The following is a 14,904-nucleotide window of genomic DNA, read 5'->3' on the forward strand; positions in this document are numbered from 1 at the left end:
TACGACAGCCAAGAGGCTGTGCGTGCAAACCGGGTTTATTTACAGCCTCGTTAGTTGAAGTTTATTTTGATTGGGAGCGGGACTATGAATGGTCTTACGGATACGGAAGCGCTTGATCTTCTGAGGCTTCACCCGGAGAGGTATCGCACGCTGGTTAACTTACGGGCTTTAGCCAACAGCGTCTCAGTGGACGACAGTCGAGGTGGAGCCGCCGGGCGAGTAACCGTGCTATTTGGCGGGCGCCTCATTCCTTCGCCTACGGGCGGGGAGAGTTTGAGTGGTGGCTACTTAGTAGATGAATTGCTAAAGCAAGGCGAAAATATTCGAACTATTCGTCATACATATAGTGCAGACTTTAATAATTCGCCCCAATTTTTAGAAGCAATTTCATCCATTACTGGTGATTCTGTATCGGATATTCTGCGGAACAGGGAAACTGAAGGAAATATATTCTTAGAGAAAGTCGATGGTGTATGGGGGGACACCTCTGCTCGGTTTGGACGCGCGACTACAGGCGACGTGATAACAGTTTCCCCATTGGCTAAGCCTGACCGGATTCTGACTCAACGGGAGTTGTTTGAACTACTCAATGATTCAACCGTAAACACCATCAATAGGCATCCTAAAGAAGTATTCACTGAAATCTTAAGGGCGACAGGCTCGCTTGACGAGGTTAACAAGGCCATTTCTGCTACGTCACTTGAGATATTGAGGGAGCTGAAAGTAGGGGAGAGCGGTGGAAAACTGGTTTACGACACCACCTCTATATTCGAAGGTACGTCTTACAAAGGAACTGCCTTTCCGGCGGATGTGCTTAATCCAAGAGTTATTGAACTACTTCCCACGCTAACTGGCGACGACATAAAACCTATCGCTGAAGGATGGAGACACGTAGAAGCCAGTGTTCACGAACTTGCTCGTGTGGGCACAGTCGCCGAAACAGCCGCTCTCTTGGAGTGGGGTGTAGCGGGCTTAAATAAAGCTGCTGGTCATGCGGGTGCGGCCGCAGCTGCTATTAGCGGACTGCTAGCCGTTCGCGACGCGCAAACCGCCGTCAACGAAGGTGATAACAGCAAGGCGATTGGCATCATCGCGGACTGGGGTTTCACTTTTGGCGGAGCACTCGCTGGCGGTGCAGCCGGTGGACTAGCTACTGGCGCTTATTTTTGGTGGTTGGAGGCTGTGCCGGTTGTGGGCACTGCCGCGCATGGGGTGGTTACCCTTGCGGGAATGCTCGGTGGCGCGTACTTGGGCGTTGAAGGCGTAGCAAAAGTAAAAACGGTGGTGATAAATGCTGCGCAGCGTCTAGCCGGTGTTGATATCGGACCGTACTCAGATCCGATGGGCTCGGGCGATGGCGCCGCCATCATGGATGCGGCCGCTGGGTTGTCCGCCACAAATCTCATAGCTAAAGCGATTGAGGGTGCAGCAAGCACCGTTCCTGCAGCAATTGCGCCTCCTATTGAGCCACTACGTCCAAGTTCGAATAATTTTGTACTCACGGCAGGGAGCAACTCGCACGTCGCTGCTTTGACCGGCCCCATCGTTGATGCAAGTGGAAAACAATGGAGCGGTGGTGTACTTGATATCGTTGCAGTAGAGAGAAGTCGTGGCAATCTCATCACTCTTCAAGATGTGATTGCTAACAACCCCGATATCACCAACATCAACAATGTCAAAGCGGGTCAGGTTATATACATCCCGCAAAAGCTTTCTGATGGATCCGTCACCTATCACTTCGGCGGTGGCGCGAGTATTAATCAGAACTCTGCCAGTGGCGAGTACTACATGGTAGTGCCTAACAGTAATTCGAGCGGTGGGTTCACCATCTATGAACGTAAAGCTGATGGTGATGCAGGATATGTAGTGCGCCAGAAGACTACCAATTTGGCGGGAGATGTTGTTTTTGAGAGTCTAGGTTTTCAGGAGACACTCAATGCAGACATCAGAAATCTCAGCACGTTCAGGTTAAACAATACAGGCAGCTACGACGCGACTACTGCTGTTAATGGCGCTGTTGTTGCTTTTGATGCGACCTATAACGCGGCGCAGGAAGCATTCAGAGCTAACGAGATTAAAAGTATCAACGGTACCCTGGTGGATGCCGCTACGTCTGATCTGGATTCCACAGATTTGCGCGCGATTGGTTTTGTATTTGATAAGCCCATAGGTTCCGGTGTTGAATTGCTTCTGGCAGGTGCTAACCCTGCTGCCGTGGCCGCAAATAACTGGGCTTCTCCAGAGATAGTAGTTACCGACCTCGGAAACGGCCTTACGCAGCGCAGCATAACGCTGGGAAATGGGACTTTTTTATCCAGCATCCGTAATGAGCAGGGCCTGCTTCTTAGCACAAAGCAAACTCAGCTTCTTGCTAATGGCTCAGTTATTGACACCTCTACGAATCAAAATACAGACAACACCCAAACTGCGACCACTGAAGCCAGGCTCTATGACGCCGCGGGCGCTTTTCTTAGCCACAGCAACATCAGCACCGTATTTGGTGCAGATGGGCAACAGCTGCATAAATTGGAGGTTGGATACAACGCCCAAGGCGGCATCAACTTTACCCGTATGTCTGAGACTCAGCCCGATGGGAGTCAAAAGATTGTCGAGCGAGGCCCAAGCGGACTTGCTCTAGTCACTACGCGTCGCCAAACTTTTCATGATCCCGATGGCTTGAGTTTTCTTGACGAGATCACGAACCACTTGACTGGTGAGGTGATCCTGCGTTCAACAGTAGGTACAGGTCCGAATGCTGAAACGAGAGACACGATTCTCGTCAGAGCTGGGGATGGATGGAACAATCTTGACGACAGTATTAAAAAACAAAGAATCACTGACAGCATGTACGGTGGCGCGGCGGACTTTCTTAATGCCGCACGTGCCAAAGACAAGGTCGGCATGTTGCTTGCCGGTGGGAAGATGGCGCTCGCTTTCTCAAGAAGCGACTCCCTGGCTGCCCCTGGACAACTAGACAGCTTTCTGGGTGGGGCAACGGAGGTCGCGGGGATTCTTGGGGCTTTGCAGGGTCTGAAATCAGATAACGCACTTACCCAGATCGGCAGTGCGGTCGGCCTGCTCAGAAATTCCAATGATCTAGTCATTAGGGTAACAGGGGCTCCAGAAGGGTTTCTTGACACTTCTTCTCTTGGCGTTCTTAACTCAATTGGCGCGGTTCTAAGTATTGCCAATTTGGCGAACTTGGGCGACATGATCGACAGCGGTCATTACGGGTCAGCTGCGTTTGCGGCCGCCAATGCCATTAATGGTGCTGCGTTTCTGGCCGGTTCGACAACCACGATCACCGGTGGAGCCGTCGCTGGTGGTGGCGCGACCGTAAGTGCTGGCGGTGCGGGGGCATTCATTCCAATGGATGTAACCACTCTGATCATCTGGATTGCTGCCGTGATCATTATTGACGGCATATTTGCAGATGAAGAGGAGCCGCCGCCTCCTCCTCCGTTTGGGCAGGCCGTTTTCAAGCGTCTTGCTGATGGCAGCTTGGGGTATGAAATTGTGAACGCAGGCAATGGGGGCACCGAAATTCTTGCTGCCAAGATGGATGCGCTGCTGGAAAAACTAAACCAGCAGGTGACTGAAGCTAACAACGGCAACACTGATCCGGACTTGGCCTTGGCGCTGGTTGCCAGTCGCATGCCAAAAGTTAGCATCCAGAGCTGGCCCAGCAAGACGGACAACGGCGTCAGCAATTTCTTCTTCTTGCTGGAACAGACGCATCCTCAGACTGGCCGAAGTATCTATAACGGCATCGCAAGGCAAGATATCGTCAAGCACTATGCGGAGGCATTGGTTTTTCCCGAAGCCATAGTTAGTCAATGGCAGGTCAATCATCTAACAGCCAAATTTGGCGCCGACGAAGCTAATTGGAAAACCGAAGCCCAGTGGCTGTCGGCTATCAGCCCCGTAGAGCAGCAGCGCCATGCCTTGGAGCAAGTGCTTTCCAGTGCTAACGCCGCGCTGGAAAGTGCAAAAGAAACCAGCCTTGCGCTTGGCAGTTGGGTGGCCGTGGGCGAGGTTACAGGAAATGTGGAGCAAGGCACGGCCAATGCGGCTGGCGCAGTTAGCGCAGCCGAAGCCCAAATGGCTGCCGCCACTGCCGCATTGGTTGCCTTTGAAGCGCAACACCCCAGCGACCCGCAGCTGGCGGCGCACATTGTTGATGCCAACATTGTTGACCCAGCGTTGCGCGCAGCCGCTATTGAAAATGCCTCACGTCAGTGGCTCAAAGTCATTGCGGTTGACTTGGGCGGGGACGGTGTTACCAAGACGGCATTGCCCGCCATCGTCAAGCAAGACTACGACAGCCTGCTAAATGATGGTGTGGCCCGGTTTGACGCGGACAATGATGGTTTCCGTGAAGCGACTGAATGGATCGCACCCACAGAGGCCATGCTGGGCATTGACCGTGACGGCAATGGCTTGATCGACACGGCCAGCGAATTGTTCAACGGGATCAGTACGCCGTTTGACCAGCGCGGGCTCGCCAGCCTCAAGTATTACGACAGCAACAACGACGGCAAGATTGATGCGGCCGACCCGGTGTACAAGCTGCTTCGCCTGTGGATTGACCTGAACGGCGACGGCAGTGCCGGCAGCATGGAAATCTATGACTTGCAAATGCGCCACCCGGGCGTGGACATGGTGGCGTTGCGCGCGCGGCTAGACGCGGCGGGGCAGGCGGCCATGGATGCACTGGCCGGTAGCGCCGTGCAGTCGATTGACTTGACGACCTTCAAGCTGCGGCTGGCCGACGGAACCGATGCGCAGGCCAGCGATGTAGGCCTGCAGGCGCAGACGGAAGGCATTGCAGTGGTGGTGGACCAGGCCACCCAGAATGTGAGCATCCTGCATGAAAACGGCTTGCGTGAAAACTACATCACGCTGGTGCAAGACATGAGTGCCCTGCTGGAGCTGCAGAACACCAATATCACTGCAGCCCGCCGCACCGAGCTGGAGGCCATGGCCGTGCGCTATGGCCTCAACACGCAGTCCGCGAGTTTTATGGATGTGGTCAAGAGCCTGCGTGCGGGCGGCGAGAACATCGGTGCCAGTGGCATGGCAATTTACATTGGCGACAGCGATGTCTGGGTGGACCAGAATGTGCGTCATCGGCTCGAGCAGATGCGCTTCACCTTCCACGCGGCGTCGACTGTGGGCGGCGCCGACGTGTTCGGTACGGCTCATTTCAGCCCGCCGGTGTGGGCGGGCCCGAGCACCGACACACCTGCCTTTAACGACCAGTGGGCGCTGAGCCATCACGTGACGACCGGCGAGGTCACGAGTGACACGGCCACGGCAGGTCCACCGGCTCCGCCCAACCCGCAGCAGTGGGTGTTGTCTTCTGATGTGTATACCTTGGACTACGTGGTCAAGGGTGCACAACTGGGCGGCTTGGTCACGCAGCAGGCGGTAATTGCCAGCAACGCTGCCACGCCAGGTGCTCCCGCACAAACCATACAGGTCTACACCACAGCTTCGCCGACTTCATCCCTGGGTGCCGTCACTGTGGCTGGTAAGGAGGACGAGCAGTTTGCTTTTGGCTATGAGCAGCTTGAGCAGGAAGCCCGCACACTGATTGCCGGCGCCACGCCTTACACGACTGTGCGCCTGCTGGGCGTGCGTGAAGTGCGCCACGGCTATGTCGAGGTAGACGACGTCACCGGTCGCATCCGCTTTATTGCCGATGCCAATTACTCCGGCACCGAAGCGGGCTTTAGCTACGCGGTCATGGATGGCCAGGGCCAGGTGATGGAGCGGCGCATCAACTTCAACCTGGTGGAAGTGAATGACGCCCCGACACTGTTGGGCGAAACCATTCAGGCGCAGGAAGATGTGCCCTTGCTTCTTGATGCAGCCACCTTGCTGGCGAACGATACCGACCTTGAAGGCGATACGCTCACCATCATCGGCATAGGCCGTGTGGGCATGGGTCGTGCCGAGCTGCTGGCCAACGGCCAGATCAGCTACAAGCCGCCGACAGATTTGTATGGTGTGACCGACACGATCGAATACATCGTGCAAGACTCGCGTGGCGCCAGCGCTGTAGCCGTCATCAAGATCAAGCTCACGGCAGTAGACGACGCGCCTACGGTGGTGAGCGAGGTGATCCGCAACGCCAAGGAAGACACCAATCTGCTGATTGATGCAGCCTTGCTGCTTGCCAATGACTTTGACCCTGATTTCAATGCCCAGGCCGGCGCTGCGCCGCTGCGTATCACGGCGGTGGGCAGTGCAGCCCACGGCCAGGCGTTTATGGACAGTGCGGGTCAGATCATTTTTGTGCCCGATGAAAACTTCAATGGCACAGCCACGTTCGAATACACGGTGACCGACGACACCGGGCTTTCAACCGTTGGCAAGGCCGAGGTGGAGGTAGGCGCTGTCAACGACGGACCACGGGCCTTTGGCGAAGTCATTACCAGCAACGAAGACGAAAAACTCGTCATAGACGCGGACTTGTTGTTGGCCAATGATGAAGACGCAGACATTCAGCGTGGCGAGCAGCAACACCTGATGGTGGTGGCGGTCGATCAGGCCGTCAACGGCACGGTGTCGCTCGAAGGCGGACACATTGTTTTTACGCCGACGTCCAATTATTCGGGCGAAGCCAGTTTCCGCTACACCGTCAGCGACGGCGCGGGTGGTTTGTCGCAAGCAGTGGCCAAGGTCAATATCGCGGCCGTCAACGACGCCCCAACCCTGCTCAACCGCGCTTTCCAGGGCACGGAAGAAACCCCACTCAATATCACGGTCAGTCAGCTGCTCGCAGGGGTGCTGGATGCGGAAGATGGGACCGCCGGCATCAGTCTGGTAGAGGCCCGGAATGCCGTGGGTGGAACACTCGAGAGAACCGGAGACACGTTTACCTTCACGCCCGGTGCCAACTTTACCGGTGCCGCGCATTTTGACTACGTGGTGCAAGACGCGCAGGGCGCTGAATCCGTCGCGGTCGTGACGATGAGCTTTAACAACGTCAACGATGCGCCGGTTTTTGTGGCGGGCAGCCATCTGGCTAAGTCCGGCCAGGAAGACCAGGAAGTACGCATCTCGCTATCAGCGCTCAAGCAGATGTTTGTGGATGTGGATGGCGACGCCATCACGGTAGACACCACCAACCTGATGGCTGTCAACAGCGGCGACACCATCCGCTTTGATGCGCAGACGCAGGAAATTGTGTTCAAGGCCAAGGCGAATGCCAACGGCACGCGCCAGTTTGACGTACGGGTGCAGGATTCGAACGGGGTGTACAGCGCCTACGAGCGGCTGGACGTGGGAATCCAGGCGCTGAACGACGCGCCCATCGTCAATGCGGTGGGTTTCCAGATGCTGGAAGATGGCGGCTACAACGACCCGGGCCTGCAGGCGTGGAGCTATATCTCGTACGGCAGCCTGCTGTCGGGCTCCAGTGACGCGGAAGGGGACGCGCTGAGTATCGTCGGTGCTATCAACGGGCGTACCCTCGACGGGCGGGTGGTCAATATCGTGAACGACGCGGCCAACAATCGCGTCGGTATTTTGGCGCCGCTGAATTACAACGGGGCGATTACCTTCGACTTCACCGTCAGCGATGGCCATGGCGCACAGGTTTCCCAAAGGGCGTATGGCAATGTGGTTGCGGTGAATGACCTGCCGACGGCCAATGTAGTAGTGATTAACTCACCGGGCTTCTTTGGCCCAGTTGGGATATCTGCTTACTACCGTCTTGACACTTACGATGTGGAAGACGGGGCGAACTCTACTGTGTCGGTCGAGAGAAATCCATTGTGGGGCTCAGTACAGCAAGGGGTAACTTCTGCGTATGTTTTTGATACCTACATTGATGAAAACGGTACCGTCTACCAATTGGGGGAGGGTGGTTGGAGGGAGGTGGCCGCTCCGGCGAATTACTTCAGTGTTCCGATGTTTCGGGTTGGGCAGAGTGCCAGTGATTCTGCAACCTTCCGGATTACCGATTCACAAGGCGGATTTAACTTTCGCTCCGTGAATTTCTTCATCCAGGGCTATGACCCGGTCGTGATTGACCTGGGTGGGGACGGGCTGGAGTTTCTGGATATTGATGAGAGCCAGGTAACGGTCGACCGGGACGGTGATGGCGTTGCGCAGCATGTTGCATGGATAGGTGCAAATGAAGGCATTCTGGCTTGGGATCACAACCACGACAACCAGATCAATCTGGCTGATGAAGTTGAGTTCTGGTCGCACGTGAACCCGCAGGACCCTGCGCGCACCGATCTGCAAAGCCTGGCCCGGCCTGAATTTGATACCAACCAGGACGGGAAATTTGACAGCTCGGACGCCAAATGGGCGGAGTTCAAGCTGTGGCGCGACCTGAACGGCAACGGCGTGAGCGATGCGGGAGAGCTACAGACGCTGGCTGAAGCCGGGTTGAAAGCGCTTTATCTCAATGCCAATGTCTTGAACCGCAGATACGGCGAAGACGTGCTGGTAAGAGGCTATACCCGGGCTGAAATGACAGACGGGCGCATGTTGCAAGCAGGCGACGTGCAACTGGGCATTGAAGATCCCGACGAGATATCTGGAACCACTCCACCCGTATCGGGACAGGACGCTGAGGTCATCGCTGTGACGGACGCGCAAGCGTTGGCGCAGCAGGAACAGCAACTGCAGGCCGCCGCGATGCGCGCCGGAACGCCGGAGTTCAGCGGTGCTTTGCGCGACCAGAAGGTCTTGACGGGGCAGTCTTATCGCTATGTCTTGCCGGAGGCGCTGTTCTCCAATCTGGGCGCGGGCACGCATTACACGGTAATGCTAGCCAGCGGCCAGCCGCTTCCTGCCTGGCTGCACTTTGACGCGGTAACACGTACTTTGAGTGGTTCCCCTTCGGAGGGGCAGACCGGCGAGTGGACGCTTAAGGTAGTGGGTACGGACGCAGGTAACGCGGTAAGCGCGGGTGTGATGACGCTGAGCGTTGCCCAGTTTAATCAGGCGCCGGTGGAATATGGGAGGGTTCCGATTCAGTTCGCCGATGAAGATCAGTTGTTCGCCCTTGATATTGCGCCCAACTTCTTTATTGACAAGGATGTGCGCGACCAGCTTCATTTCAGTGCCACGCTGGCTGATGGTTCCCCACTGCCGGACTGGCTGCATTTTGACGCGCAAGCGATGCGTTTTTACGGCACCCCGGGTGGGGGAAATGTAGGGACTGTTGAAGTCAAGCTCACGGCCGCAGATGAGGCGAATGCCACGGCAGACACCCGTTTCAAGATCGTGGTCACGGGCATCAACGATGCGCCGTACCTGACCGGACCTGTGCCCACGATAGGCATGACCGCTGGTGTGGCCAATAGTTTTGTCATGCCGCAAAACCTCTTTACAGATCAGGATCTCGGGGATGTTTTGCGGTTGAGCGTGTCCGTCGCAGATGGCTCCCCCCTGCCTCCCTGGCTCACTTATGACAGCGCGACGCGCACGCTTTTTGCGAACCCCACCGCGGAGCAAATCTCCGCTCCGTTGCAACTTCGCGTTACTGCTACTGATCTGGCGGGTGTTTCGACATCTACGCTGATGACGGTAGCGTCGATGATTCAAGGTACGGCTGCCGACGATGCGCTCATTGGCTCGGCGTATAGCGAATATATCTGGGGTGATGCGGGCAACGACCTGCTTGATGGGCAGGCCGGTGCAGATCGCCTCATTGGCGGTTCGGGTAATGACCGCTACATCGTTGACGCTCTGGACATTGTGGTTGAAAAGGCCGATGAAGGGATGGACACGGTCTTTTCAGCCGGCAACTGGACGCTCGGTGACAACCTCGAAAACCTGACGCTGACCGGCCACCTGACCGTGAACGCAACAGGTAACAGCCTTGCCAACGTGCTTTCCGGCAATAGCGCCGACAACATTCTGTCGGGTGGGGCAGGTGACGATGTCTATCTGTTTGGCTTTGGCAGCGGCCATGACACGCTTGTTGAAAACGCAGAAGCCGGGGCTGGCACCGACAGGGTTCAGTTCCTGGCCGGTGTCTCCGTTAGCGACGTTTGGGTCAGCGCAGATGCAAATTATGTTTACCTGAACCTGGTCGATGGCACCAACCGCTTGGCCATCCAGCGCGTGGCTGGCGGTGGTATCGGCGTGGAGTCTGTGTGTTTTGCGGATGGGACCAATTGGGACCAGGCCGCGGTGATGTCCAGAATTGTGCCTAACCCGGCGCCGCTTTCTGCGGCGCCCGGATATTTCCGGATCGCGACGGAAGACCTGTTGTTTGAAGACACTTCGCCGGGTACCTGGTTTACGACCAATTCTCCGTCGTTGACTTATTGGGCCAGGCTTGGCAATGGAGGCGTGCTGCCTTCCTGGTTGACCCTTGACCCGATCACCGGCAAGTTCAGCGGCCTTCCGCAGAATGGAGACGTCGCCGCTTTTGAAGTTCGCTTATACGTCAAGGATTCCTACGGAGCGGTCAGCAGCACGCTGGTGCAGTTCCTGGTGACCAACACCAATGACGCTCCGACAGCCGCGGCGCTGGTTAATGAGCAAGTGGGCAAGAACCAGGCGTTTGTGTATGTGTTGCCGAGCAACACTTTTGCGGACGTCGATGTCGGGGACGCTTTGACGCTGGAGGCGACGCGATCAAATGGCGGGCCGCTGCCTTCATGGCTGACCTTCGACGCAGCGACCCGTACTTTTTCTGGAACGCCGCCAGCGAATGCAGACGAGACGGTAAAGATTTCAGTGAGAGCTACGGATAGTTCGGGTGCGTTTGTACTGACCGGGTTTTCACTGGATATCGGCAACATGATGACCGGCACGGCCGCAGCGGAGACACTGACGGGCACTGCGGGGCGAGACCTGATGTATGGGCTGGACGGCAACGACACGCTTAATGCTGGCACTGGCAACGACCTGCTGGACGGCGGGACGGGTGCGGATGTGCTCAACGGAGGCGCAGGCGACGACATCTATGTCATAGACAACGCTGGCGACAGCGTGGTGGAAACCACCAGCACGACGACCTATGTGGACCAGGGGCACTACGCGACCGCTTACACCGACCAGGGCTACTACCGGTACTACGTTGGCGTCGACGAAAGTGGAGTCCCCTACTACACCTCAAACCAAAATTATGACGAGTATGGGAATCCGCTGTACACCCCTCAGTGGGTGTCCGTGATGGTTCCGTATACCTACTGGGTGCCGAACGTAGTGGCACAGACAGTGGTGTCGGACTCGGGTGGCGTGGACACGGTCAATGCTTCTGTCAACTATGCGCTGGGTGTGAACCAGGAGAACCTGACGCTGACTGGCAGTGGGGCCATCAACGGCACAGGCAATGCCTTGAACAACGTGCTGACCGGCAATGTTGCAAATAACACGCTCGATAGTGGCGCCGGTGCCGACACGCTCGATGGCGGTGCTGGCGACGACCTGTTGATCGGTGGGCAAGGCAACGACCGTTATATCTATGCCCGCGGCTATGGCCGGGATACGGTCTCCGACGCTGACACCACCGCCAACAACATGGACACACTCAGCATGCAGGCAGGGATTGTTGCCGGCGACGTGACGGTGACCCGCACAGCCACCCAGATGGTGCTGAGCTTGAGCGCCTCGGACCAGGTGCTGATTGACTGGGATGTGGCCAGCGGCAAACGGATTGAGCGGGTTGAGTTTGCCGATGGAACTGTCTGGACAGCCAACGACCTGCTGCTGATGAGCAACCGAGCACCGACCTTTGCGGCCCCGGCCAATCAGAGCGCAGCAGAAGACGCCGTGTGGAGCTACACGCTGCCCGCGGGCACCTTTGCAGACCTGGACGCAGGCGATGTGCTGAGCTACAGCGCCCGTCTGGCGGACGGCAGTGCGCTGCCAGGCTGGTTGAGCTTTAATGCCGCGACCCGTACCTTCAGCGGAACGCCCCTGAATGCCAATGTAGGTCTGCTGGCTTTGAAGGTGACAGCGACCGACACGCAGGGAGAGACTGTCAGCGGAACTGTCAACGTGACGGTGACCAACACCAATGACGCGCCAACGGTCCTGGCCACCTTGCAGAACCAGCAAGCGATTGAAGACCAGGCTTTCAGCTTTGTCATGCCGGTGGGGACGTTTGGCGATGTGGATGCGGGTGATGTCCTCACTTATAGCGCCAGCCTGGTCAATGGTGCCGCGCTGCCTTCGTGGCTGACTTTCAATGCGGCGACCCGCACATTCAGCGGTGCGCCGCTGAATGCCAATGTCGGCACACTGGCGCTCAAGGTCATCGCTACTGACACGGCAGGAGCGGCGGTCAGCAGCACTTTCAACGTGACGGTGGCCAACACCAACGACGCGCCGACGGTGCTCCTTGCTTTGCAGAACCAGCAGGTGAATGAGGACCAGGCTTTCAGCTATGCCGTGCCGGCGGGTGCGTTTGGCGATGTCGATGTGGGTGACGTCCTTACGTACAGCGCCAGCCTGGCTAACGGTGCCGCGCTGCCTTCGTGGCTGATTTTTAATGCGGCGACCCGCACATTTAGCGGTACGCCGCTGAATGCCCATGTTGGCACAGTGGCGCTCCAGGTTACCGTCACCGACATGGCAGGGGCAGCGATCAGCAGCGTGTTCAACGTGACGGTGACCAATACCAATGATGCGCCTACGGTCGTAACGCCATTGCAGAACCAGCAAGCCAACGAAACCCAGGCATTCAGTTATGTATTGCCTGTCGGTACGTTTAGCGATGTGGATGTCGGCGACAGTTTGGTTCTGAGTGCAACGCTGGCCGGTGGAGCCGCCTTGCCGTCATGGCTGACATTCAACGCAGCAACGCGCACGCTGTCCGGAACACCCCCAGATACAGCGGCCGGCATCATGAGCCTGGCAATCAAGGCGACTGACGCTGCTGGAGCTTCTGTGCTGGCGGGTTTCTCGCTTGATATCGCCAACGTAATCAACGGTACAACTTCTGCCGAAACAATGACGGGCACGACGGGGCGAGACCTGATGTATGGGCTGGACGGCAACGACACACTCAACGCAGGCATAGGCAACGACCTGCTGGACGGCGGGGCGGGAGCGGATGTGCTCAACGGAGGCGCAGGCGACGACATCTATGTGGTGGATAACGCTGGCGACAGCGTGGTGGAGACCACCAGCACAACAACCTATGTGGACCAGGGGCACTACACAACCACCTACACCGACCAGGGTTACTACCGGTACTACTACTACAACGAAGGTAGCGTGGTTTACCTCTCAGCTCAGGGCTATGACGAATACGGGAACCCGATGTACACACCTGAGTGGGTATCGGTGATGGTCCCGCAAACCTACTGGGTGCCCAACGTGGTGGCGCAGACGGTGGTGTCGGACTCGGGCGGTGTGGACACGGTCAATGCCTCCATCAGCTATACGCTGGGCGTGAACCAGGAGAACCTGACGCTGACTGGCAGTGCGGCCATCAACGGAACGGGCAACGCCTTGAACAACGTGCTGGCTGGTAACAGCGCCAATAATGTGTTGGCTGGAGGCGGCGGTAGCGATACCTATCTGCTGGGCAGAGGGGCGAATACCGACACTATCCAGGAGAACGACAACACTGCGGGTAACAATGACGTGGTGAAGTTCATGCCTTCAGTAGCCGTGGACCAAATCTGGTTCCGCCAGGTCAACAACGACCTGGAGGCCAGTATCGTAGGGACAGGCGACAAATTCATCATTTCGAACTGGTACCTGGGCGCGCAATACAGGGTGGAGGAGTTCAAGACCACTGACGGAGGCAAGACGTTGTTGGCCAGCCAGGTGCAGAACCTGGTGAGTGCGATGGCGGCTTTCTCTCCGCCAGCGGCCGGGGAAACCACGCTGCCTTCCAACTATTCAACCGCGCTTGCGCCAGTGATTGCCGCCAACTGGCAGTAATCGCAGCTAACCTGTTTATCAATGTCCTACATTCCCGTAACCCTGAACCATTTCCGGGCTCTCAAAGCCTGGGCCGACAGTTCTGACGCCCAGGTCGACCTGGACGTCAGAACCTTTAATCTTGAAGTGAAACTGCGCAATCGCTACTACACACTTAAACCCAGATTCCTGCTGAACAACAACGGGCAAATGGCCTATTCGACGGAACTGGCTAAAAACGTCACGGGGTTTATCGGCTGGTTGCCTTATGACATCCTGCGCTGGGATTTCGCGCAGGACAAGCTGGTGTTCAAGGAGTTTCTAAAAAAAGCGGGGCTCGGTTTCCCGGCCACATGGCCTTCCATCGCCGACGCAGAGGGCGGTTTCCTGGTGAAGCGATCGACAGGGTCGTTCGGCTATCAGATATTGGGACCGTATCGCAATGCCGCTGAAGTACCGGCTGTGAAATATGCCGGACCAGAAAGCCAGAATCGGGGCGTTGATTTTGCCGAGCAGTTCATAGTCGGCACCAACCTCAAGGTATGGTTCTGGGGGCCGACGGCTTTTTATGCGCATGTTCATGCCTATCCAACCGTGATCGGCGATGGTGTGCACACGGCGCTGGCGCTGATTGAGGCGCGCCTGGCGCGCGCGGGGCAAACGCTTGGCGCGGATGGAGGCAATGGGAACGTACTTTCTTCACTTGCCTTTCAACAAGTTCTGCCCACGGACGTTCCCGATGCGGGTCGCGAAGTCTGGATCGACTTTCGCTACGGCCGCCACTACGCCTCCACCTCACCCAGCGCGGAATCGGACAACGATCTGGGCCGAGTCAATGCGCAGGTCAGGCAGCAGATTGACGCGATTGGCGTGAAAGCTGCGCAGGAAAGCTTTCGCCGCTTCAAGGCGCCGGTGCTTTATGCGATTGACGGTGTGGTCGACGAGGCTGGCAAGGTGTGGTGGCTGGAGATCAACTCAAACCCTATGCTTCCGCCCGAGGGATATCCGCTCGTCTTTTTGTCGCTGTTTGGGGCGGACAAGAAATCTTGA

Annotated in this window: 2 protein-coding genes; both read left to right on the forward strand. The window is 57.0% G+C overall.

The window, feature by feature from the left end:
• Window positions 1–573 precede the first annotated feature (573 nt).
• The gene (locus tag ABI546_RS16050; protein ID WP_348048032.1) at window positions 574–13,875 is read left to right on the forward strand and encodes a putative Ig domain-containing protein; all 13,302 of its coding nucleotides are present in this window, start codon (window positions 574–576) and stop codon (window positions 13,873–13,875) included.
• A 21-nt stretch (window positions 13,876–13,896) separates the two neighbouring features.
• A complete protein-coding gene (locus ABI546_RS16055) occupies window positions 13,897–14,904 on the forward strand; it encodes a hypothetical protein (RefSeq protein WP_348048034.1) in 1,008 nt (335 codons plus the stop codon).

It is taken from the genome of Polaromonas sp., assembly GCF_039932935.1.
GTDB lineage: Bacteria > Pseudomonadota > Gammaproteobacteria > Burkholderiales > Burkholderiaceae_C > Polaromonas.

Bases quoted from the DNA above. Each gene is read 5' to 3' on its own strand.
- ABI546_RS16055 (WP_348048034.1), top strand. From the start codon at position 13,897: ATGTCCTACATTCCCGTAACCCTGAACCATTTCCGGGCTCTCAAAGCC.